General features: G+C 71.4%; 24 protein-coding genes. 3 read left to right on the plus strand and 21 right to left on the minus strand.

Features of this window, described 5'->3' with window-relative positions; all coding sequences use genetic code 11:
- Positions 1-9: 9 nt before the first annotated feature.
- The 15 genes from IF61_RS35170 to IF61_RS35175 all read right to left on the minus strand — a co-directional run bounded on the left by IF61_RS35170 (position 10) and on the right by IF61_RS35175 (position 11,095).
- Positions 10-1,065, minus strand: a complete 1,056-nt coding sequence (locus IF61_RS35170) for a Gfo/Idh/MocA family protein (protein ID WP_052392592.1) — start codon at positions 1,063-1,065, stop codon at positions 10-12.
- Positions 1,062-2,555 carry an NDP-hexose 2,3-dehydratase family protein gene (locus IF61_RS0110410; RefSeq protein WP_078660104.1) on the minus strand — a complete coding sequence of 498 codons (1,494 nt, stop codon included), beginning with the start codon at positions 2,553-2,555 and terminating at the stop codon, positions 1,062-1,064. The genes IF61_RS35170 and IF61_RS0110410 overlap by 4 nt, the downstream gene beginning before the upstream one ends.
- Positions 2,556-2,620: 65 nt before the next feature.
- Positions 2,621-3,688, minus strand: coding sequence for a glucose-1-phosphate thymidylyltransferase (locus tag IF61_RS0110415; protein ID WP_030366013.1), 1,068 nt, complete (start codon positions 3,686-3,688; stop codon positions 2,621-2,623).
- Entirely contained in the window at positions 3,685-4,728 is a 1,044-nt protein-coding gene (gene rfbB, locus IF61_RS0110420; RefSeq protein WP_030366014.1) for a dTDP-glucose 4,6-dehydratase, read from the minus strand. The genes IF61_RS0110415 and rfbB overlap by 4 nt, the downstream gene beginning before the upstream one ends.
- 52 nt (positions 4,729-4,780) lie before the next feature.
- Entirely contained in the window at positions 4,781-5,029 is a 249-nt protein-coding gene (locus IF61_RS0110425) for a DUF6059 family protein (protein ID WP_030366015.1), read from the minus strand.
- Between the two features lie 10 nt (positions 5,030-5,039).
- Positions 5,040-5,384, minus strand: a complete 345-nt coding sequence (locus tag IF61_RS0110430; RefSeq protein WP_052392593.1) for an antibiotic biosynthesis monooxygenase family protein — start codon at positions 5,382-5,384, stop codon at positions 5,040-5,042.
- A complete protein-coding gene (locus IF61_RS0110435; RefSeq protein WP_030366017.1) occupies positions 5,381-5,710 on the minus strand; it encodes an antibiotic biosynthesis monooxygenase family protein in 330 nt (109 codons plus the stop codon). The genes IF61_RS0110430 and IF61_RS0110435 overlap by 4 nt, the downstream gene beginning before the upstream one ends.
- Before the next feature lies 1 nt (position 5,711).
- On the minus strand, positions 5,712-6,461 hold the full coding sequence (locus IF61_RS0110440; protein ID WP_030366018.1) for an SDR family NAD(P)-dependent oxidoreductase: 750 nt from the start codon (positions 6,459-6,461) through the stop codon (positions 5,712-5,714).
- Between the two features lie 20 nt (positions 6,462-6,481).
- Positions 6,482-6,940, minus strand: a complete 459-nt coding sequence (locus tag IF61_RS0110445) for an anthrone oxygenase family protein (protein ID WP_030366019.1) — start codon at positions 6,938-6,940, stop codon at positions 6,482-6,484.
- The gene (locus IF61_RS0110450; protein ID WP_030366020.1) at positions 6,937-7,410 is read right to left on the minus strand and encodes an SRPBCC family protein; all 474 of its coding nucleotides are present in this window, start codon (positions 7,408-7,410) and stop codon (positions 6,937-6,939) included. Before IF61_RS0110450 ends, IF61_RS0110445 begins: the two co-directional genes overlap by 4 nt.
- A 2-nt stretch (positions 7,411-7,412) precedes the next feature.
- Entirely contained in the window at positions 7,413-7,670 is a 258-nt protein-coding gene (locus tag IF61_RS0110455) for an acyl carrier protein (RefSeq protein ID WP_030366021.1), read from the minus strand.
- 50 nt (positions 7,671-7,720) lie between these two features.
- Complete coding sequence (locus IF61_RS0110460) at positions 7,721-8,974, minus strand: ketosynthase chain-length factor (protein ID WP_052392594.1); 1,254 nt, start codon at positions 8,972-8,974, stop codon at positions 7,721-7,723.
- Positions 8,971-10,242, minus strand: a complete 1,272-nt coding sequence (locus IF61_RS0110465; protein WP_030366023.1) for a beta-ketoacyl-[acyl-carrier-protein] synthase family protein — start codon at positions 10,240-10,242, stop codon at positions 8,971-8,973. The genes IF61_RS0110460 and IF61_RS0110465 overlap by 4 nt, the downstream gene beginning before the upstream one ends.
- Positions 10,239-10,691: a cupin domain-containing protein gene (locus IF61_RS0110470; protein ID WP_043188640.1), complete on the minus strand. Its 453-nt coding sequence runs from the start codon at positions 10,689-10,691 to the stop codon at positions 10,239-10,241. The genes IF61_RS0110465 and IF61_RS0110470 overlap by 4 nt, the downstream gene beginning before the upstream one ends.
- Before the next feature lie 80 nt (positions 10,692-10,771).
- Positions 10,772-11,095 (minus strand): TcmI family type II polyketide cyclase, encoded by a 324-nt coding sequence (locus IF61_RS35175; RefSeq protein WP_043188581.1) that lies wholly within the window; start codon positions 11,093-11,095, stop codon positions 10,772-10,774.
- A 243-nt stretch (positions 11,096-11,338) separates the two neighbouring features.
- Between IF61_RS35175 and IF61_RS0110480 the strand changes: the two genes are divergently transcribed.
- Both IF61_RS0110480 and IF61_RS0110485 read left to right on the plus strand, forming a co-directional pair.
- The gene (locus tag IF61_RS0110480) at positions 11,339-12,343 is read left to right on the plus strand and encodes an acyltransferase domain-containing protein (protein ID WP_043188584.1); all 1,005 of its coding nucleotides are present in this window, start codon (positions 11,339-11,341) and stop codon (positions 12,341-12,343) included.
- A 103-nt stretch (positions 12,344-12,446) separates the two neighbouring features.
- Complete coding sequence (locus IF61_RS0110485; protein ID WP_052392595.1) at positions 12,447-13,655, plus strand: cytochrome P450; 1,209 nt, start codon at positions 12,447-12,449, stop codon at positions 13,653-13,655.
- 123 nt (positions 13,656-13,778) lie between these two features.
- Here the strand turns inward: IF61_RS0110485 and IF61_RS0110490 are convergent, their stop codons facing one another.
- The 5 genes from IF61_RS0110490 to IF61_RS0110510 form a co-directional block, all read right to left on the minus strand.
- Positions 13,779-14,324, minus strand: coding sequence for a DUF1707 SHOCT-like domain-containing protein (locus tag IF61_RS0110490; protein WP_078660107.1), 546 nt, complete (start codon positions 14,322-14,324; stop codon positions 13,779-13,781).
- 85 nt (positions 14,325-14,409) lie between these two features.
- On the minus strand, positions 14,410-15,675 hold the full coding sequence (locus IF61_RS0110495) for a cytochrome P450 (protein ID WP_078660108.1): 1,266 nt from the start codon (positions 15,673-15,675) through the stop codon (positions 14,410-14,412).
- A 2-nt stretch (positions 15,676-15,677) separates the two neighbouring features.
- Positions 15,678-17,585, minus strand: a complete 1,908-nt coding sequence (locus tag IF61_RS0110500; RefSeq protein WP_078660109.1) for an AfsR/SARP family transcriptional regulator — start codon at positions 17,583-17,585, stop codon at positions 15,678-15,680.
- 172 nt (positions 17,586-17,757) lie between these two features.
- A complete protein-coding gene (locus IF61_RS33320; protein ID WP_052392596.1) occupies positions 17,758-18,387 on the minus strand; it encodes a class I SAM-dependent methyltransferase in 630 nt (209 codons plus the stop codon).
- 71 nt (positions 18,388-18,458) lie between these two features.
- Positions 18,459-18,917: an anthrone oxygenase family protein gene (locus tag IF61_RS0110510; protein ID WP_030366032.1), complete on the minus strand. Its 459-nt coding sequence runs from the start codon at positions 18,915-18,917 to the stop codon at positions 18,459-18,461.
- Positions 18,918-19,231: 314 nt separating this feature from the next.
- On the opposite strand from IF61_RS0110510, the gene IF61_RS0110515 reads away from it, so the two are divergent.
- Complete coding sequence (locus IF61_RS0110515; protein WP_030366033.1) at positions 19,232-20,020, plus strand: SDR family NAD(P)-dependent oxidoreductase; 789 nt, start codon at positions 19,232-19,234, stop codon at positions 20,018-20,020.
- 108 nt (positions 20,021-20,128) lie between these two features.
- Here the strand turns inward: IF61_RS0110515 and IF61_RS0110520 are convergent, their stop codons facing one another.
- Positions 20,129-21,835: a DHA2 family efflux MFS transporter permease subunit gene (locus IF61_RS0110520; protein WP_052392597.1), complete on the minus strand. Its 1,707-nt coding sequence runs from the start codon at positions 21,833-21,835 to the stop codon at positions 20,129-20,131.
- Positions 21,836-22,009 lie beyond the last annotated feature (174 nt).

Here is a 22,009-nt window from a genome sequence, read left to right on the forward strand (position 1 = left end):
TTCTCCCGTCTAAGCGGTGGTCCGGTCGTCTCTGAGGGATGGTCCGGTCGTCTTCTCTGAGGTGGTGCGGGCCGCGGAGCGGACGGCTTCCAGCAGCGCGGCCTGGCGCAGGAGCTGCCCGTACTGCTCCTCGCGGGCCGCGGCGGGACCGTGGACCAGGTCCGCAAAACGGCCGACGGTATTGACGAACTGGTCGTCGGCGGCGAGGACGAACTCCTGGAGGTGGTCCTGGCGGGCGATCCGCATCCGTGGCCGGGCGCCGGCCGGCGGGGTGAAGGGCTGCTCCAGCACGAGCCGTCCCGCGCTGCCCCACACCGCGCAGTGGCTCCGGTAGCTGTGTGCGAAGCCGAAACTGAGCTCGGCGGTGCCCCCGGACGGGGACGCCAGCAGCACGCTGCCGCCCACGTCCACTCCCCGCGCCGCGTCGAGGTGCCGCGTCGCGCCCACCACCTGGGCGTCGTTGCCCAGGTACAGCAGCGCCGCGCGTACGGGATAGGCGCCGACGTCCAGGAGCGCCCCGCCGCCCAGATCGGCGCGGTAGCGGATGTCGGAGGGCGGGCGCGGGGGGATGCCGAACGACGCCTGCAGGACCCGCGGTTCGCCGATCTCACCGTCGTGCAGCCACCGTTGCGCCGTCGAGTGCTGGCTGTGGTGGAGGAACGCGAAGTTCTCCATGAGCGCCAGGCCGCGCCGGCGCGCCAGGGCCACGAGCTCCTGTGCCTCCGTGAGCGTGCAGACGGCGGACTTCTCCACCAGTACGTGTTTGCCCGCGGCCAGGGCGCGGGCGGCCCACAACGTGTGCAGGCCGGTGGGGAGGGGGATGTACACGGCGTCAACGCCGGGGTGTCCGAGCAGGCTGCCGTAGTCCCCGACGGCGGCGCAGCCGGAGGAGCGCGCGAGGTCCGCGGCCTTCCCGGGGCTGCGGCTGGCGATCGCCACGAGGCGGGCGCGGGAGCTCGCACGGAGGGCGGGGATCATCTTCCGCCTGGCGATGTCCGCGCAGCCGAGCACCCCGACCCCGAGCGTCGCGCGTTCCGGACTCGCCCCGGATGCGGCGGCCGTCACCGGTCCCCCGGCCAGAGCGACTGCAGGCAGGCGATGAGGGTGCGTGCCTCGACGTTGACGTAGGTGCCGTACCGCATCAGGGTCTTGAGCTGGTTCAGCGTCGCCCACCGCATCGTGTCCGGCTCGGCGGCGGGGAAGTCGTCGTCCGCCTCGACGACGAGGTACCGGTTGTCGCGGTGGTAGAACCTGCCGCCCTCTTCGGGGAGCACCGCGTCGAACCGGACCCGGGCGCGGGCGGCGCGCAGGACGTGGTCGAGCATCGGGGGCCGCGAACGGGGCGGCACCTCCTCCCAGTTGCGCGACACGCACTGCACCGTCGGAGCGAGCTCGACGGCGTCCCGGATCCCGGGCTGGGCCTTGCCCTGCATCAGGATGTGGAGGACGCCGTCGATGCGCTTGACCACGAAGGCCGCCACTCCTTGTCCGGGGAACTCCAGCATGGGCTGGGTCCACCGGGTGACTTCCCTGGTGCCGGCCCGGACGGAGACGGCGATGACCTTCAGGCGGGTGCCCGACTCCTCGGCGATGGCGTCCTCGTCCTGCCGCCAGCCGGCCAGGCCGCGCAGCGGGACCAGCCCGGCCGACACGGTGCTGTCCGTCCGCAGGTCGGTCAGCCAGCTGAGCAGTTCCAGCTCGTCGTGGACAGCGCGAGCCCCGGGGCCGAGGGACCGTGCCAGGGCCCGGTGGAAGGAGATATCGCCGCTCGTGCCGGGCAGGTCGGGGCCGGGCGTCTCCCCGCCTCCCAGCGGCAGGCAGGACAGCACGGTCCGCACGTCCATGTTGACCAGGTGCGCGGTCCCCATCAGCGCGTGGACCTGGCCCAAGGTCATCCACTGGTGGCCGTCCTGCACGGGGATGTCGCCGGACACCTCCACCACCATGTTGCGGTTGCGCTTGTGCCAGAAGCTGTCCCCCTGCTCGGACTGGAGCACGTCCACCAGGACGCGGCCGCGTCCGGGGCCGGTGAAGTGCTCCAGGTACCGCGTGGGGCCTCCGCGGTGGGCGCGCGTGTAGTTGCTGCGCGTGGCCTGGACGGTGGGGCCCAGCTGGACCAGTCCCGTGTTGCCGGGCTCCATCTTGGCCTGCATGAGCAGGTGCAGCACGCCGTCGATCTCACGGGCCAGGATCCCGAGGATCCCGGATTCGGGCTGGTTGACGACCGGCTGGGTGAAGCCGCCGGCGCCCCAGTCCCCGCCGCTCACCCGCAGGCCCTCGACGGTGAAGAACCGTCCGCTGCTGTGGCCGAGGTTGCCGGTCCCGGGGTGGAAGCTCCACTGGTCCAGTGCGGCGAACGGTATCCGGGAGACGGCGAAGCCCCCGTGCCGGCGGACGCGCTCCAGCCAGGCCGGCACGTCCCCGGTGGCGATCCGGGGATTGCCGGTGGTCGCCGCCGACAGGCCGAACCGGACGGCCAGGAGCGCCGTGGCGTCCGGTCGCCCGCCTCGTTCACCTCCGCCCGTCCGGTCGCGCGGACGGCTTGACTGCGTCACGGGAACTCCTTCGGTGGTCTTCAGTGGTGGAGCCGGTGGTCTTCAGCGGTGGAGACCGGTGGTCTTCAGTGGTCGAGACGGACCCGGCTGTGGTCGCCGACGATCAGCTGGTGGCCGCGCGGCGCGGAGGCGGCCGGGGAGATGTCGACTTCCTTGCCGATGAGCGAGTTGTGGATCCGGCCCACTCCGCTGACGGAGGAGCGGTCCATGACGATCGAGTACTCGATCTCGGTGCTGTCCAGCCGGCAGCCCGGCCCCACCGACGTGAACGGGCCGACGTAGCTGTCGGTGACCACCGCGCCCGGGCCGATGGACAGCGGGCCCACGAGCCGGGACCGGACGACGACCGCGTCCTCGGCGATCTCCATCCGCCCGATGATCTCGCTCTCGCTGTCCACCGCCCCGGACATGCGCGGAGCGAGGCCTTCCAGCACCATGCGGTTGCACTCCAGCATGTCCTCGACCTTGCCGGTGTCCTTCCAGTAGCCGGTGATGACGTGCGAGGTGACGTCCGCGCGCCGGAGGATCAGTTCCTGGATGGCGTCGGTGATCTCCAGTTCGCCGCGCCTGCCGGGCTGCAGCTCCGCCACGATCGGGTGGATGACGGGCGTGAACATGTAGATCCCCGCCAGGGCCAGGTCGCTCTTGGGGCGGTCCGGCTTCTCCGCCACCCCGATCACCCTGCCGCCCACGTCCAGTTCGGCCACGCCGAACTGCGTGGGGTCGGCGACCTTCGTCAGCAGGAGCTGGGCGTCCGGGCGCCGGGAGCGGAACTCGTCGACGAAGCCGCGGATGCCGTTGATGACGAAGTTGTCGCCGAGGTACATCAGGAACGCGTCGTCCCCGAGGAACTCGCGGGCGATGAGCACGCAGTGCGCCAGGCCCAGGGGGGCCTCCTGGGGGATGTAGGTCACGGACAGGCCGAACCGGGACCCGTCGCCGACCGCGCCGCGCACTTCGGCGCCCGTCTCTCCGGTGATGATCCCGACGTCGCGGATGCCGCTGTCGCGGATGGCCTCCAGGCCGTAGAACAGCACCGGCTTGTTCGCGATGGGGACGAGCTGCTTGGCGGAGGTGTGCGTGATGGGCCGCAGCCGTGAGCCGGTGCCGCCGGCCAGAACCAGGGCCTTCATCGCGACGAGACCTCCGGCTGCTGCCAGACGGACTCCTCCGTGACCGGGCGCCGCTCCAGCAGGGGCTCCCACCAGGTGGGATTGGAGCGGTACCAGCGTATGGTCCGGGCCAGGCCCGCCGCGAACTCGACGGTGGGCCGCCAGCCGAGCGTCCGCCTGATCAGGGTGGAGTCCAGCAGGTAGCGGCGGTCGTGGCCCGGCCGGTCCGCCACCGTGGTCTGCAGGGAGGCGGGCAGCCCGAGTTCCGCGAGCACCGCGTCGGCGATGTCCTGCACGCTCGCTTCCACCCCGCTGCCGACGTGGTAGGTGCGCCCCGGCTCCCCGCCCGTCAGCACGGCGTCGATCGCGCGGCAGTGGTCGTCCACATGGATCCACTCCCGCCGGTGGTCCCGGGAGGCGTACACCGGCAGCGGCCTGCCGAGCAGCGCGTTGGTGACGAACAGCGGAATCACCTTCTCCGGGAACTGGTAGGGCCCGTAGTTGTTGGCGCAGTTGGTGAGGGTGACGGGCAGGCCGAAGGTCTCGTGGTAGGCGCGCACCGCGTGGTCGGCCCCGGCCTTGCTGGCGTTGTACGGGGTGCGGGGCCGGTAGGCGCGGTCCTCACGGAAGGCGTCGGGGCTGTCGAGCGCCAGGTCCCCGTACACCTCGCAGGTCGAGATGTGGTGGAAGCGCTCGACGCCGGCCCGCAGGGACGCCTCCAGGAGCGCCTGGGTGCCCAGGACGTTGGTGCGGAAGAACCGTGCGGGGTCGAGGACGGCGAGGCTGTTGTGGGATTCGGCGGCGAAGTTCACCACCACCTCGACCCGGTGCTCGCGCAGGACCCGTGACATCCGGGCGCCGTCGGCGATGTCGGCGTGCACGAAGACGATCTCGTCCCGTACGGTCGCGAGGTTCTCCTCGTTGCCGGCGTAGGTGAGGGCGTCCAGGGCGATGACGGTGTCGCCGGGGTGCGCGGCGCGCCAGTAGTGGACGAAGTTGGCGCCGATGAATCCGGCGGCGCCGGTGACGAGCACGGTGCGGGACGGGGCGGCACGGTGCATCGAAGGGCCCCTTTCTCTCAGGTTCTCTCGGGCTTTCTTGGGCTTTCTCGCGCTACGGCGCGGGCCACCGCAGGTCCCGGCCGAGCTGGTCGAACAGCTGCCGTTCGGCCGGCGACGCCTGGGCGCCGGGGTCGAGTCGCTCGGGAGAGCCCGGCGGGGGCTCGGCCAGGGTGCTGTCGTCGTAGGGCGGCCACGGGGGCTGGACGACGTACAGCGATCCCAGGACGCGAAGCCCGTCGCACAGGCTCAGTCCCAGCGCACGCGCCAGGCGGCGCAGTGCCCGCTTCCTCTCGGGCCGCATGGAGCGCGGGTCAGGGCCGGCCGGGGGCGAAGGACGAGAGGACCTCGTAGATCCCGTAGTGCCGGCTGCCGCTCTCGCGGTCCTGGTACCGGCGCAGCGGGGAGGTCTGCGCGCGGTGCGCGGCCCCCTGCTCCCAGGCGTTGAAGGACGCGGTGTCCTTCCAGTGGCTCAGGACCGCCAGGGTGCGGTCCTCGCCGTCGAGGGTGGAGCCGAGCAGTTCGCTGCGGAGCAGGCCGGGCACCCCGGCCAGGTCCTCGTTGATGCTGCGGAAGGCGGCCTCGACCGGGGCGGTGCCCTGCTCGGGGGCCCTGCAGTAGACGATCACACGGACCTCGCCGTTCATGCCGCCGGTCATGCCACCGCTCCGGCCGCGGGGAGGTGGTGGACGACCTGCATGGTGGCCATCGAGCCTCCGGACCGGTAGGGGTGGAGCCGCTCGCGGTGTTTGACGTGCTGCTCGCTGTGCTCGAAGGCACGGAACCCGGCCTCGTCGGTCCAGTCGCTGATGATGAAGTAGAGGTGGTCCTCGTCGGTCGAGCGCAGCAGCCACTGCCCGAGGTTGGCGGGGTCCCCGGTCACGGCGGTGCCGATCTCCAGCCAGGTCCGCTCGAAGTCCGCGGCCATGCCGGGGCGGGTCTCCACGCGCAGCAGGACCCGGAAGACGGTCTCGGGGTGCGCCATGTCAGATTCCTCCGTCGACGTGGATGATCTCGCCGGTCAGGTACGCCGACGCGGGGCTTGCGAGGAAGGTGACCACCGACGCGACCTCGGCCGGCAGGCCGAGCCGGCCCAGGGCGGTCATGTGGCGGTAGCGCTGCTGGAGCGCCTCGTACTCCTGCGGTTCGAGCCTGGCCGCCTCTTCGGTCTCGATCACGCCGGGCGCGACGACGTTGACGCGGACGCCCCGGGGGCCCAGTTCCTTGGCGAGCGACCTGCTCAGCCCGATCACGCCGGCCTTGCTCGCGGTGTAGTGGGCGCGCAGGGGCAGTCCTACGGTGGCGACGCGGGAGCCGATGTTGACGATCGAGGCGGTCTCCGCGAGCAGCGGCAGCGCCTTCTGGACGACCAGGAACGGGGCGGTGAGGTTGGCGGCGATGATCCGCTGCCACTCGGCCAGGGGCAGTTCGGCGAAGGGCACGTGGGAGATGACCCCGGCGTTGTTGACCACGGTGTCGAGCGTGCCGAACCGGCTCTTGCAGACGTCCAGCAGCCGGTCGACGTCGTCGGGGTCGCCCACGTCGGCCTTGACCAGGTGGTGGTCGCCGGGGAGTTCCTTCAGCTCACGGGCGAGGCTGTGGGCCTCCTCGGAGTCCTGCCGGTGGCAGGTGATGACGTCGGCGCCCGCGGCGGCCAGGGCCAGGACCACGGCGCGGCCGATGCCGCGGGTGCCGCCGGTGACGAGCGCGTGCTGCCCGTCCAGTGACAGGTTCATCTTCTCTCCGTTCGGGTGGGTCACAGGGCGAGTGCCGCTGCGGTTGCGTTGGCCAGGAGCGCGGTGACCGCGAGCCCGGTCCTGACGAGGTTCCAGTTGCGCCAGCGCGCCCGGGGGTCGACCCGCTCCCAGTCGGGCGGGACGACGCCCGGCTCCAGGGAGCCGACCCACTTGTTGATGGGCACGTTCTTGGCGAGCGAGACGACGATCGCGCCGAGGAGCAGGGCGGCCGCGACGCCCGCGGGCACCCGCGTCGCGTCGCGGGACAGGGCCGCGAGGGCGGTGTCGGTGAGCATCGCGGTGACCATGCAGATCGGCATGAACGGGTCGAAGCGGGTGACCAGGAACTGGTGGACGGGGACGTAGCGGTCGGCGGGGAGGCTGAGCAGCAGCGGGGCGCCTCCCAGCGAGGCGATCATCAGGCCGCCCGCCGCCATGCCGCTGCCGATCAGGGCGAGGGGCAGGAGGATCTGCGTCATCGGTCCGGGCCGTCCGACCGGCCGGCCGCCTGCTCCACGAGCTTCTTGATCCGGGCCATCTGGACCTTGGTGCCGGCGTTCAGGTGGGCGGTCATCGCTTCGTCGTCGAAGGGCAGCCCGGGCCGTACGCGGAACTCCTGGACCCAGCGCATCTCCACGCCGCCGCCGGTCTCGCGGTAGTCCCAGGAGATGTTCATGAACTCGAACGGGCCCGGCTCCAGCCGGTGCGCGCGCACGCTCCGGGTGGCGGCGTCGGCCTTGCGCTGCGAGACCCAGCTCCAGACCTTGCCGTCCTCGTCGGGGAACATCGTCAGCCGGAAGCGGACGGTCCCGTCGGGCGAGGTGCCGAGGATCTCGGCCTCCGCGTACTCGTCGAAGAGCGACGGCCACGACGCGACGTCGTTGGTCATCCGCCACACCAGGTCCATGGGCGCGTCGATGACCACGGAGTTCTCCGTCTTCGCCACCATGGTCAGGCCACCTCCGCGAGGTGCCGGCCGACGTACTCCAGAACGGCGCGGGGGGTCGTCAGGCGTTCGACGAGCTCGTCCGGGACGTGGACCCCCAGCTGCTGCTCGATGCGGGCCGCGATCTCCAGCATGGCGAGGGAGTCGTATCCGAGGCTGCTGAAGGGGATGTCCAGGATCGGCACGTCGAGGTCCACGGAATCGTCGACGCCTGCGCCCTCCCTCAGCATCGTCCTGAGGTCGTCGAGGGTGAATGTGCTCACGGTCGTTCCTCCGTCTCCACGGGGGTGGTCGTGTCGGTTGTGCGTGCGCTTCAGCGGGCCCGGCGCACCACGGTCACGGCGTTGAAGCCGCCGTGCCCGCGGGCGACGACCATGGCGGTGCGCAGGGGCAGCTCGCGCGGCTGGTCCAGGACCAGGTCTAGGCCGTGCCCGGGGGCCGGGCCGGTGACGTGGACGGTGGGCGGCACGACCTGGTCGCGCAGCGCCAGCAGGGCGCCGGCCGCATCGAGGGCTCCGGCGCCCGCGTAGAGCCTGCCGGTCATGGTCTTGGGCACCGTGACGGGCACGCCCCGCGGCCCGAAGACCTCGGCGAGCGCCCGCGCCTCCTGGCGGTCGAGCTCCGCGGTGCCGTGCCCGTCGGCGAAGACGACGCCGATCTCCTCGGGCCGCAGCCGTGCGTCGTCGAGGGCCGCGCGGATGCAGCGGGCGAGCGCGGGGGGCCGCGTGGAGCCGGGGCGGGGGTCGAACGCGGCGGCGTAGCCGGCGAGTTCCCCGTACGGGTCGCTGATGCCGCGCTCACGCGCCGTCGTGCCGTTCTCCATCACCAGGATCGCGCCGCCCTCGCCGGGGACGAAGCCCGATGCCGCGGCGTCGAAGGGCAGGTAGGCCCGCGCCGGGTCGGTGACGGTGGTGAGGTGCCCGGTCGGCAGCTGGGACACGTACCCGGCCGGAGAGAGCGAGGAGTCCGTCCCGCCGGTGACGGCCAGCCGGGCGCCGCCGCGCACCACCCGCCGGGCCTGGCCCAGCGCGTCCAGTCCGCCCGCCTGCTCGCTGACCACGACGCCGCACGGTCCGCGCATCTCGTGGCCGATGGAGATCTGGCCGGTGGTCGCGGCGTAGAACCAGGCGATGGACATGTACGGGCTGACGTCCCTGGGGCCGCCGCGCCAGAGCTTCTGCAGCTCCCGCTGGCCGAACTCGGCGCCTCCGGAGGCGTTCGCGGTGATCACCGCCCGCTCGTACTCCGGTATCCGCGTCAGGTCCACCGCGGCGTCGTCCAGGGCCATCGCGGTGGCGGCCAGCGCGAAGTGGCTCATCTTGGAGGTCTCGACGACGATCCGGGGCGAGAGGTACGCGCCGGCGTCGAAGTCCCTGACCTCTCCCGCGAGCTGTGCGGGATAGGAGCGTGCGTCGAAGCCGCTGACGAAGTCGATCCCGCTCTTGCCCGCCAGGGTGGCGGACCACCACTCCTCGGTACCGAGCCCGTTGGGGGCGGTGACCCCGATCCCGGTGAAGACGGCGGCGGGTGCGCCGGCGGAGTCCTCCGTCCTGTGCGCGTCGCTCATGCCGCCGCCTCTCCCGGGGCGGCCACCACGATGGCGCTCTGGAAGCCGCCGAACCCGCTGCCGACCGACAGCGCGGCGCGTACCTTCTGCTCGCGCGCGGTCAGCGGCACGTAGTCCAGGTCGCATTCGGGGTCGCGCTCGTGCAGGTTGGCGGTGGGCGGGACGGCGCCGCGTTCGACGGCCAGGGCGCAGGCGGCCACTTCTATGGAGCCGATGGCCCCCAGCGAGTGGCCGACCATCGACTTGATGGAGCTCATCGGCAGCTCGAACGCCCGGTTGCCCAGGCTCGTCTTGACCGCCGCGGTCTCGTGGCGGTCGTTCTGCTTGGTGCCCGAGCCGTGGGCGTTGACGTAGTCGAGGTCCTGGGGGCCGAGCTCGGCCTGGTCCATGGCCGCGGTGATGGCCTCCGCCATCTCGCGGCCGTCCGGGCGCAGGCCCGTCATGTGGAAGGCGTTGGCGCGGGTGGCGTAGCCGAGGATGCGCGCGTACACGCGGGCGCCCCGGCGACGGGCCCGGCCGGTGTCCTCCAGGACGAACATCGCGGCGCCCTCGCCCAGCACGAGCCCCCGGCGGCTGCGGTCGAAGGGACGGCAGGCCTGCTGCGGGTCGTCGTTGTAGGTGGAGGTGGCCTTGATCGCGTCGAAGCAGGCCATGGTGATGGGCGAGATCGGCGCGTCGGCCGAACCGGCCACGACGGCGTCGGCGCTGCCCTCGGCCAGGAGGCCGGCGGCGTACCCGAGGGCGTCGATGCCCGAGGTGCAGCCGGAGGAGACCACCGACACCGGCCCTTCGGCCCCGGCCCGCCAGGCCACCTCGGTCGCGATCGAGCTGGGCACCAGGTAGTTGTAGAGCTGCGGGACGGCGAAGGTGTGGTCGACGGCCCACTGCCTGCCGTCGTCGCTGAGGACGCGGTACTCCTCTTCCAGCCCGGTGGTGCAGCCCACCGCGTTGCCGACGGTCACGGCGATCCGCCCGGGATCGGTGCCCCCGGTGTCGAATCCGCTGTCGGCCAGTGCCTCGTCCGTGGCCACGACGGCGAGCTGGGCGGCACGGTCCATCCGGCGGGCCTGCTGCGGCGTGAGCCCGTGGGCGGCCGGGTCGAAGTCGATCTCGGCCGCCACCTGGCAGCGGTAGCCCGCCGGGTCGAAGTGGGTGACCCGGCGCGTGGCCGTGCGGCCGGAGACGATGCAGTCCCAGAACGCCTCCCGGCCCGCGCCGCCGGGGGCCATGACGCCGATGCCGGTGATGGCGACGTCCATCGTTCTCATGAGCCCGCCCCGGGGGTTCCGCCTCCGCCGACTTCGAGCACGGGCTCGTCGCGGGCGCCGGGCAGGAACTCGGTGTCGACGTGGCCGAGTTCCGGGCGGGGCGCCAGCGGCCCCAGGTGGAAGACGGCCCGTGCCTGCACGGAGCCGGCGTTCACCAGCCGGTGGCGAACACCGATGGGGACCAGGGCCGAGTCCCCGGGTTCCAGGGTGAGCGTGGTGCCGCCGATGGTGAGGGAGACGATCCCTCGGACCAGGTGGACGAACTCCTCGGAGTACGGGTGGTAGTGCTCGCAGACGTGCTCCCCGGGCTCCAGCGTCACCGTGCCCATGAATCCGGAGGTGGCACCGGCCGTCAGCGGGCTCAGCAGGACGCGGACGTCGCCGCCCCTGCGCCGGTTCGGCTTGATGTCGGTGAAGGCCACCTTGGTCACGTTCGTCACCTGGGTCACTTCGGCTGCCCGGGGCACGTCGGTCGGCTTGGTTGCCTGGTCCGCCCGCGGCGCCCGGGGCGTCTTGGTCGCGTCGGGGCTCACCGCCGGTTCTCCCAGGTGTAGAACGGGCTGGCCATGGCGTCCTTCGGCTCGCTCCACGCGGGGTCGTACGGCCGGATGTGCCTGGCGAGCTTCACGTGGATGTCCTCGTAGAGCGGGTGGCTGCGCGCCCGGTAGAGGTTCGGGGTGATGTCCTCCTCGCCCTCCACGAGGTGGAAGTACAGATCGTGGAAGCGCCACAGCGTCCGCCGGGACACTCCGATCCTGTGCGGCAGGTCGGAAGCGTCCGATTCCGCGAAGATCTTCGCGACGGAGTCCGCCTCCGCAGGATCCATCCGGGCGACGATCAGGTTCTGATACACGATTCCTCCGAACGTCCAGCACCTGTGAGGTGGCCTGTGGCCCCCACCGTGGTCCGCTCCGCTGGACGCGGGCTGGCGATCAGCTGGAGCCCGGGCGAGGGCACCGGTCCAGCCGCCCTCCAGACGGCCGAGACCCGCGGCGGCCACGCTCGGGGCGGCGCCCTGATGGGGCGCGTCGGGCATCGCCGCGAACAGCCGGGCATCGCACCGAAGAGCCGGGCATCGCCTCGAAAAGGGGAGCGCATGGACAACACCGGTGTGCCCGGGCCGCGGCCCGTGGCCCTGCTGTTCGCGGGCCAGGGCGCCCAGCATCCGGGCATGGGACGGCACCTGTACGGCACGGAGCCGCGTTTCACCACGGCCATGGACGAGGTCTTCGCCCTGCTGGGACCGGGCGGGCCGGCGCTCCGGGCCGACTGGCTCGCCGGGCGCGCGGACGACCTCGACGACGCCGGGCAGGCGCAGCCCCTGCTCTTCGCCCTCGGCTACGCGATGGCGTGTGTGCTCCGCGGCTGGGGGGTGCGGCCGGCGGCCGTCCTGGGGCACAGCGTCGGCGAAGCCGTCGCGGCGGTCGTCGCAGGTGTGATGTCCCTCCCGGATGCCGTACGGCTGCTGACGCTGCGCACCGTGGCCGTGCAACGGACCCCGCCCGGCGGGATGCTGGCCGTGGCCGCTCCTGCCGAGGCGCTGGCGGAGCGGCTTCCGAGGGGCGTGGTCGTCGGTGCGGTGAACGGCCCGGCCCAGACCCTCCTCTCCGGAGCCGACGGGCCGCTGGCCGAGGCCGAACGCCTGCTGCGGCGGCAGGGCATACGGTGCCGGCGGGCTCGTGCGCGGCACGGCTTCCACAGCCCGCTGATGGACGGGGCGGTCGCCTCGACGCTGCCGGCCTTCGCACGCACCCGGTTCCGCCCTGCCTCGCTGAGGATGTACTCGGCCTGCACCGGGCGGCCGCTGAACGCCGCCGAGGCGACGGACGCGCGCTTCTGGGCGGGGCAGGTGGCCGGGCCGGTCCTGTTCGGCCCGGCGCTGAACCGGCTCCTCTCGGACGGTGATTTCCTGATGGTGGACGCCGGTCCCGGGCAGAGCCTGCTCAGCCTGGTGCTGCGGCACCCGGCGGTCACCGCGGGGCGCAGCAGCGCCGTATCCCTCCTGCCGCCGGCGCATGCCGCGCCCGATGCCGCACGCGCGGCACTGCCCGATGCCATCCGGCGGATCCGGTCGGAGGGCCACCGTTTACGAGTCCAGTGATCGTCCACCACCGGCTGCCACAGTCACCGGTCATCAGGACCCTGCCGGCGTCCGGCCCGGGCCGGCGGCCCGGGCACCGGAACCCCACCTGGAAGTGAGACGCATGACCATGAGCCCCACGTCCACGGGTGCGTGCCCGTACCCGTTCAAGCGGCCGTCCGCGCTCGAACAGCCGCAGGAGTTGCGCACCATCCGCCGGGACCCCGTCGTGCCGGTGACCCTTCCCAGCGGTGACCGCGCCCTGCTCATCACCCGGTACGCGGACCTGCGCTCGGTCCTGTCCGACGAGCGGGTCAGCCGTGACCTGACCCGGCCGGGCACCGCCCGCATGACGAAGGACAACGTCATGTTCCAGGACCCGCACATCAGCCCGGATCCGCCGGAGCACACCCGGATGCGGCGGCTGATCACCAAGGCGTTCACGCCCCGGCGCGTGGAGGAGCTGCGGCCCCGCACCGAGAAGGTGGTGGCCGGACTGCTCGACGCGATGGAGGCCGGCCCCCGCCCGGGCGACCTCAACGAGGCCCTCGCCTTCCCGCTGACCATCCGGATGACGTGCGAACTGCTCGGGGTGCCGATCGAGGACCAGGACCGGTTCCGTGCCTGGACCGACCACTTCCTGTCGGTGAGCCGCTTCACCGGCGAGGAGATCGGCCGGGCCCGCGGCGAACTGATCGCCTACGTCCAGGAGCTCGTGGCCGCCAAGCGCGCGGAACCCGGCGACGACCTGATCAGCGCGATGATCGCCGTCCAGGACGACGACACGTCCGGGCTCAGCGAGTACGAGCTGGTCTACTGGACGATGCTGCTGCTGATAGCGGGCTACGAGACCACCGCCGGGCAGCTCGGCTCCAGCATGGTCATGATGCTCGACAGGCCGCAGGACATGGCACGGCTGCGGGACCGGCCGGAGCTCGTGCCGCCGGCCGTGGAGGAGCTGCTCCGCCTGCAGGTGATGGGGTCCTCGCTGTCCATGCTGCGCTACGTCAAGGAGGACATCGAGGTCGGGGGCGTCCTCATCCCCGCCGGATCGAGCATCATCCCCTCGATCGAGTCGGCCAACATGGACCCCGAGGTCTTCCCCTCCCCCGAGACCTTCGACATCACCCGCAAGGACAACCATCACGTCACCTTCAGCACGGGCATCCACTTCTGCGCCGGCGCCGCGCTGGCCCGGATGGAGCTCCAGGTGGCCCTGGACGCGGTCGTGCGGCGCTTCCCCGGGCTGCGGCTGGCCGTGCCGGTGGAAGAGCTGCCGCGGAACGAGGGCGCCCTGATCCAGAACTTCCTGCGGATCCCGGTGGAGTGGTAGCGCGCGGCGGGCCGCGCCCTGCGCAGGGCGCGGCCCGCCGCCGCTGCATCGCGCAGTGCCGGTGTCTTAGTGCGGTGCCGGTGTCTCAGTGCAATGCCGGTGTCCTAGTGCAGTGCCGATGTCTCAGTGCAGTGACAGCAGCGCCTTCGACAGCTCCCCGGTGATCGTGAAGCGGACGCCGTCAGGCGATCCCGGCTGCCCGGCGTGCCGGTTGCGGACCCACGCCTTGTGGGTCACGAGCTCGTGCGCCGAGACCGGCGAACCGGCCGGCAGCCACAGCCGCACCACGCTCTTGTGCGCCGAGAGTTCGATGCGCACCTCGTTGTGCTCGATGGACGTGTGCCGGAAGTCCAGCCGGATCACTGCGTCGTAGCCGTCGAGGGTCAGCACGGCCGGGACGTCCCAGGGGCCGGCGATCCGGGAGAACGTCTTCACCCGGCGCAGGTGCAACGACCGCGGGGCCGCTGCGGACGGGAGGTCGGCCGTCACCGCCTGGGCCTGCTCGCGGGTGCGGGCGGCGTAGAGGAGGGACAGGCGGTGGTCGAGCTCGGCGAACGAGATGCGGCCCTCGCCCACAGCGGCCTGTAATCGGCCGGCCAGTCGCTCCCGCTCCGCGTCGGAGATCCTCACCGGCTCCGGCAGGTGCGGGTGTTTGGTGTCGTCAGTCACGGCCGGTGGCCCCTTCCCTTGCTCGCAGCCCTGCCGGCGAGCCCCCGGGGCTCGTCCCTGGGGGCTCGCCGGCGGCGCTCGTCGCTCACCACTCCACGGGCAGTGCGGTCAGGTTCCGGATGACACCCGGAGTGCACGTCAGCTCCGCTTCCGGTACGGCGAGGCGCAGCCTCGGCAGGCGGGCGAGCAACTTGTCGAGTGCGACGGTCAGTTCCAGTCTGGCCAGCTGGGAGCCGAGACAGTAGTGCACGCCCAGACCGAACGCCAGGTGTGGATTGTCCTCGCGCCCGGGGTCGAAGCCGGCGGCGTCGGCGAAGACCGTCTCGTCCCGGTTGGCCGAGGTGATCGCGGGCAGGACCGCCTCGCCGGCCCGCACCAGGACTCCGCTCAGCTCGACGTCCTCCGTGGCGACCCTGATGGTGCCGCCGTTGACGCCCGCGGTGCTGTACCGGAGGATCTCCTCCACCGTCGTCCGGATGCGCTGCTGATCGCCCCTGATCCGGTCGGTCAGCCCGGGCCGGCGCAGCAGCTGGAGGGCTCCGCCCGCCAGCGTGCTGGACGTCGTGTGATAGCCGGCGATCAGCAAGGTAACGCCGAAGACGACGAGTTCGCGCTCGCTCAGCCGGTCACCGGCCTCGCGGGCGGAGATCAGCATGGCCAGCAGGTCCTCGTCGCCCGGGGCACGGCGTTTGGCCTCGATCAGCTCCGCCAGGTACCCGGCCAGGCCGTCACGTGCCGCCTGGACCTGTTCCGGGCTGTGGGTGCCGAGGCTGAGCATGACGTCGGCCCAGCGGCAGAACCGGTCGCGATCGGCGAACGGCACCCCGAGCAGATGGCAGATGACGGCGAGCGGCAGGGGCAGTCCCAGGCCCGCGACCAGGTCGGCCGGCGGGCCCGTCTCCTCGATGACGGCCACGAGGTCCTCGGCGGTCCGCTCGACGAAGGGCCGCAGCCGTTCGATCTGCTTCTTCCCGAAGGCCCGGGCCACCAGCTTGTGCAGCCGGGTGTGCTCGGGCGGGTCCATCGACAGGATCGTGGCCGCGTCCGCGGCCAGCGGCCGCATGCGGGGCGCGCCGGGGAGCGCGGCGGCCGCCCGGCTGAACCGGGAGTCCGTGAGCACGGTGCGCACGTCGTCGTAGCGGGTGACGAGCCAGCCGCTGTCCCCGGTGGCGAAGCGGACCCGGGCTACCGGGCAGTTGCCGCGGAGCCGCGCGAACTCCTCGGCTATCTCCAGCGGCCCGGTGTCCCCGGTGCCGGGGAAGGGAAACGGCAGGGCGGTGCTTTGAGCGGTCGGTTGATGGGCCGGTTGAGCGGGGGTCTGATCGGTGGGCTGATCGGTGGGCTGATCCATCATCACTCCATTACCAGTTGCCCGGAGCCCGGCACCGTGAGTCCGTTTAAGGGGCGGAAGCAGCCGGCACCGGACCGGAGCCGGCGCCCGACGCGCCGCCCGTAGGCGTCCCTTGCCGACATCAGGCGTTCGCGTGCGTAAAGGCGGACCAGTTCGTGGCAGCGGTAGGCAAGCCGGTAGGTTCCGTCGTCCATCTGCACGACTTCTTCCAGCAACCTGCATTCCACCAGCTGTTTCAGCGCCCGGTCGGCGTCTTGCTCATCCACCAGGATGTCTTCGCGGGTGAAGGTCTCGGGCAGGGAGGCGATTTGTTCGAAGATCTGCAGGCCGGTCCGGCCCAGCTTGCGGCAGCTCAGCTCGAAGGATTTGCGCAGACTCACCTCCGGTGACGTCAGGAAGGTCAGGCGGCCCTCGGAATGCGTCAGCCAGTCGGCGAGATCGCGCAGGCCCCACTGCGGCCGGGCACTGAGCTGGAACGCCGCCGCGCAGATGGCGGCCGGCAGATGGCCGCACAGCCTGACGACCTGTTCGGCCAGCTCGCGGTCCGGCAGCTCCTGCCCGTCGGAGAGCAGCGACTCGAGCAACTGGATTCCCTCGTCGGCCGACAGCGGGGAGAGCTCCAGGGCCACCTCGTCGCGCAGCCCTGCCAGCCGGGACCGGCTGGTGACGACGGCCACGCAGTCCGGGCCGCCGGGCAGGAGCGGAAGCACCTGTTCGGGCGACTCGGCGTTGTCGAGGATGATCAGCACCTTGCGGTCCGCGCTCCAGGAACGAAACCGTTCCCTCCGTTGCTCCAGCCGGCCGAACCGTTCCGGCTGTATTCCGGCTGCCCGCAGAAAGCCGGCGATCGCCTCGAAGGGGCGGACCGAATGGCCTTGCAGATCCCGGAGATCGGCGTAGAGCTGACCGTCCGGGAAGTCGGCACGCAGTTGGTGCGCCACGTGCAGTGCCAGCTCGCTCTTGCCCACTCCCGCCATGCCGTGCAGCGACACCACGCGCGGCCCGGAGGAGCCGCGCCTGCCGGAGGTCGTGGCTCGCAGCAGCGCCCCCAGCTGCACCGCGCGCTCCTGGTGCATCACCGGCCCTGCCTTGACCGGCAGTTGCGCGGGAGTGCTCCGCAGCTGGACGACGGAATGGTTGGTTCTGGGGAGGTTCAGCGCCGGATCGGCGCGCAGGATGGTCTGGTGGAGCTGCACCAGCTCGCCGGACGGCTCCACTCCGAGTTCGCTGACGAGCCGGTGGCGCAGCGAGCGGTAGACCTCAAGGGCCTCCAGCCGGCGGTCCGAGCGGTACAGCGCCAGCATGAGCTGGGCGGGGAATCCCTCGTGCAGGGGGTGACTGGTGGTCAGGGCCTTGAGCTCGGCGATCAGTTCGTGATGCCGTCCCAGTTGCAGGCCGGCCTCCATCCGCATTTCGAACGCTCGCAGCCGGGCTTCCTCGAAGCGGACCAGATGTGCTTCGAGGAGCGGCCCGACGGAGACGCCGTCCAGCATCTTCCCCCGCCACAGCGACAGCGCCTCGTCGAGCAGGGAGGACGCCTGGTCCGGCCTTCCGTCCTGCAGCGCCTCCCGGCCCTGGTGGGAGAGCCGCTCGAACAGGTTGAGGTCGAGCTGGTCGGCCCGGGTGCGCACCAGGTAACTCGAATTGATCGTAACCAGAACTTCCCGTTCCTCTTCAGCCCTCTGATAGGCGCCGAGTTTCTTTCTCAGCCGGTATATGTAGGTCTGGAGGGTAGTGGCGGCACTGGCGGGGGGCTCGTGCCACAGTTCTTCGATGAGAGATGCCGGCCGTACGGGCTGATTCGCATGCAGAATCAGCGCCGCCAGTACGTGGCGCAGCTTGGGCGAGGTCGGAGTTACCAGCGTGTCACCACTGTAGACTTCAAGGCTGCCGAGAATGCTGAATCGCATGCTGACTCCCCCCGTGTGATTGAGTGAGCAGGAATGCTACGAGTCCAAGGTTTTGCGTCACTGTCACGACGAGGACGCCGTGCACAGGCTGCGGGGTTTACGGATCTCGATCAGGCACTGCGTATCCTGCAGTCAGGTGCCGCGGCGCACCATGGTGGTGGCCGAAGGGAATTCAGCGGCGCACCATCAGGAAGCAGGCGGCGTGCTCGGGCCGGGGCGGATCGGGAAGCCGCTCGATGTCGAAGGCGTGGCCGAACAGGCGCTGTTCCTCTCCCGGCGCCATGACCGTGTGGAGCAGCCGGGACATTCTCCGGCGGGCCACCAGCGGCAGGTCCTTCTTGTCCGCCGAGAAGCACCAGAGGAAGAACTGCGTCCCGGTGCGCGAGAGCCGCAGCACGGTGTTCACCATGCCCCGGCGGACGGGCCCGGTGGTGTCGTCCAGGGTTCCGTAGTCGATCAGCAGGTCGAAGGGGCCCTCGACGCCGGGGATGCGCGGGGAGGACAGGTCGGCGTTGACGAAGCGGCAGTGGTCCTCGACCGCTGCCTCACGGGCGCGTTCGCGGGCGCGCTGGAGGGCGTACTCGGTGAAGTCGACGCCCACGACGTCGTAGCCGTTCTGCGCGAGGAACACCGCGTTCGCTCCGGTGCCGCAGCCCAGGTCGAGGGCGCGCGGACGGCCGGCGGGCGTCACGGGGGCGGCGATCCTCCCCTCGGCGAGGAGTCCGCGCAGTTCGGGGCTGACTCCGACGTGCTCCCATGCGGCGCCTCGCTTGTACAGCAGTGTGTAGAGCCATGGTTTCATCGCGGATCCCTTCGATGCATTCGATGCAGAGCGCTCGGGGAGCGAGCCGGGCCCGTGCGGGGTCCGGGCGGTCAACTTCCGAGTGCGATCGCGAAGCTGTTGAGGATCAGGACAGCGAGGGCCGCGCCGGTCCTGACCATATGCCATCGCCGCCACAGCGGGCGTGGATCGTGCCAGTCGGCGGGAACGGAGTCGGCGTCGGTCCGCCCGGCCAGCTTGTTCAAGGGCACGTTGCACAGGTGGGACACCGCCTCCACCACCACGATGCCGACGGCCGAGACGATCAGCATGGCGCGGACCGCCGCGGAAGGCGCCAGGACGGCCAGCGCGATGTCCGCCAGCAGTGTCGCGTTGACCAGGATCGGCATGGTCGGGTGATAGCCCTTGCCCAGCAGGCGGTGAGCGTGCAGATACCGGTCCGGTGTCATGGCGGCCAGAGCGGGCAGCACGCTGATGGCCACCGCGAAGAACACCCCGGCCACAAGCCCGCTGCCGAGCAGGAGCGCGGCGCCGACGAGGTGCTGAACCACTGTCTACCCTCCCTCTCCCGTGCGCCCTCCTCGCCCGGTGGCCGAGGCGAACGCGTTCTTGATGCAACGACTGGTAGATAGTCGGCACACGCACTCGCAGCTCACTGGACACAGGTGGATACAGCTGGGCACAGGCGTAACGCGCCCTGCTCCAGCACCGGTTCGCGGCGGCGTCCACCGGGTTGCGCACCGGGCCGCACGCGTCCTCCAGCGACGCGCTAGCCCTCGTGGACAGCATCGTCGTCACGCTACGGGGTGCCTGCTGCCTGCCGGCCCGGTTGCGCGGAGGCACCCGCGAGACGAGGTGGCATGGGATGGTGACCTACACATCGGCCCTGGTGACCGGGGCCTCCAGCGGCATCGGGCAGAGCCTGGCCAGGTGTCTGGCGGCGCAGGGGACCGGTGTCGTGGTCGTGGCCAGGCGCGGTGACCGCCTGGAGCGGCTGGCCGAAGAGCTGCGCGGACGCTCCGGAGCGTCCGTCGAAGTGCTGGCGGCCGACCTGTGCGTACCGGAGGACCTGGCCACCGTGACGAAGCGGCTGACCGACCCGGACCGGCCGATCGACCTCCTGGTCAACAACGCCGGGGCGGGTTCCCGGCCTCCGCGGCCGCTCGCGGACCAGCCGCTGGACCACGAGCTGGGCAAGGTGGAGCTGAACGTGCTGGCCCCCCTGCGGCTGACGCACGCGGCGCTGTCCGTGATGATCCCCCGGCGGCACGGCGGAATCCTCAACGTCTCGTCGATCGCCGGCTTCCTACCCCAGCCCCAGGGCGCGACGTACGCGGCCACGAAGGCCTTTCTGACCTCCATGACGGAGACGGTGCACTGCGAGGCCCGCAAGTCCGGAGTCCACGCCACCGTGGTCTGCCCCGGTTTCGTCCGGCGGGGTGAGGGCGGGGCGGACGGCGGCATGCGCAGCGTCCGCCTTCCGGAGTTCGTCTGGCTCGACCGGGACGAGGTGGCCCGCGAGGCGATCCGGGCGGTGTGTGCCGGCAAGCCCGTGTGCATCCCGGGGTGGCAGTACCGGACGGCCATCACGCTGAGCCGAGTGCTGCCACGGGTGCTGTCCCGCAGGGGGTTCGAGCGTTTGTGGGGACACTGACGGAGAGGGTCTGACGGCTAAGGCCTGAGGGCGAAGAGGGCTCAACGCCGATCGTGGTGGCCGGAAGCCCGGCCACCACGATCGGTGCTGCTGCGGGTGCTGCCGTGATCAGCCCCAACTACGCGCTCGGGGCGGGAGGATGAAGGACAGGAAGAAGACCAGCACCATGGCCCCGGCCGTGCCCCACAGGCTGCGTTCGAGGGCGAGGGTGAAGTTCTTGCCGTTCGTCGTGGCGCCGGCGTGCTCCAGTGCCTCCGTCACCTCCTTGCTCACCTGCTGCGGCGGGGCGGACTCGCCGTCGCCCGGCTCGGCGCCGCCGCAGCCGGCCGGCGCCACGGACTGGTCATTCGCCGCCATCCGGTCGTGGTAGCAGGACCGGAACTTCGCGATCACCTGGTCCTGGACGGGGCCGGGCACGTGGGCCGCCGACAGTTCGGCCCTCAGCCGGGGCGCCGCCCGGTCCGCCATGTCGGTGGACTGGGAGCCCAGCAGGGAGAAGAGCACGACACCGAGGATCGCGACCCCGGCCGAAGCTCCCACCTGGGTGACGGCGTTGAGCAGGCCCGAGGCCGAGCCGATCTCACGGGGCTCCACCGCCGCCAGCACGATGCTGAACAGCGTGGAGACCACGGCCCCCATGCCCAGGCCGGCCAGCAGCAGGCTCGGCAGCAGCTGCCAGGACGTGGCGCTCGTGCCCTGGTAGTGCAGCGTCAGGCTCAGGGAGGTGAACGCGACGGCCATCACCAGCGCGCCGATGCTCAGCAGCTTGCGGCCGAGCCGGGGGGCGAGCACCGCGCCGGAGACCGCCGATCCGATCGCCATGCCCAGCGACCACGGCAGCGCGGTCAGACCCGCGTGCAGGACCGTGAAACCGCGCCCGATCTGCAGGTACAGCATGAAGACGAAGAAGAAGCCGATCAGCCCGGCGAAGAACAGGAAGCCGATGATCAGCCCGCCGTTGAAGGGACCCTTGCGGAAAAGGCTCATCTCGACCAGCGGGGAGCGGTGGGCACGGCCCTTCCGGATCTGGACGTAGGCGAACAGCGCGAGCATCGGGACGGACATGGCCATGGACACGTACGTCCACACCGGCCACCCCAGGTCCCGCCCCTTGAGCAGGGGGAACATCAGCAGCAGCATCGCGACCGTCACCAGCGCGCTGCCCAGCACGTCCACCCGCTGGGCGTGCTCCGACTTGGTGTTCTGCACGAACAGGGCCGCGACGATGAGCGTGGCGATCCCCACCGGGACGTTCACCAGGAAGATCGTCCGCCATTCCAGCCCCAGCAGGTCGGCCTTGATCAGCAGCGCCCCGAGCAGCGGCCCGCTGACCACGGCCAGGCCGGACACCCCGCCGAACATGCCGGCGACCATGGCTCCCTGCTTGGGCGGAAACGTCGCCATCAGCGTGGAGAGCACCTGGGGCACCATGAGCGCGGCCACCGCTCCCTGGAGCACGCGGGCCGCGATCAGCATCCCCGGCCCCTGTGCCGCTCCGCACAGGGCCGAGGTCACCACGAAGCCCGCCACACCGATCAGGAACAGGTTCTTGCGGCCGAAGATGTCCCCCAGCCGGCTCCCGGTGATCAGCACCAGCGCGAACGCCAGCGCGTAGCCGGACGCCACCCACTGCGCGTCGGAGTTGCTGGTCCCGAGGTCCCTCTGCAGCGACGGGATGGCCACGTTGACGATGGTCCCGTCCAGCAGGTCCATGAAGCTGGCCAGGAGCAGTGCGAGGACCGCCCACCACCGCCGGGATTCCCGGGATCCGCCCCCGCCCGGTTCGGCCGCCAGGTCCGTATGGATTGCAGTCACATCAGTCTCCTCGTTGCTTGCTCCGGGCTGGGCTCGCACACGCATTACGCGTCACAGTCGCGAGTGGGGGGAACCGTCACCCAGAGGGGCCGCTACGGGCGGCACGGTGGCAGTGAAGACGCCAGAATTCTTGCGGGACGTCACGAGCGTTGTCACGAGCGTTGTGACGAGATG

It is taken from the genome of Streptomyces roseoverticillatus (genome assembly GCF_000719265.1).
In the GTDB taxonomy this organism is placed as follows: Bacteria; Actinomycetota; Actinomycetes; order Streptomycetales; family Streptomycetaceae; genus Streptomyces; species Streptomyces roseoverticillatus.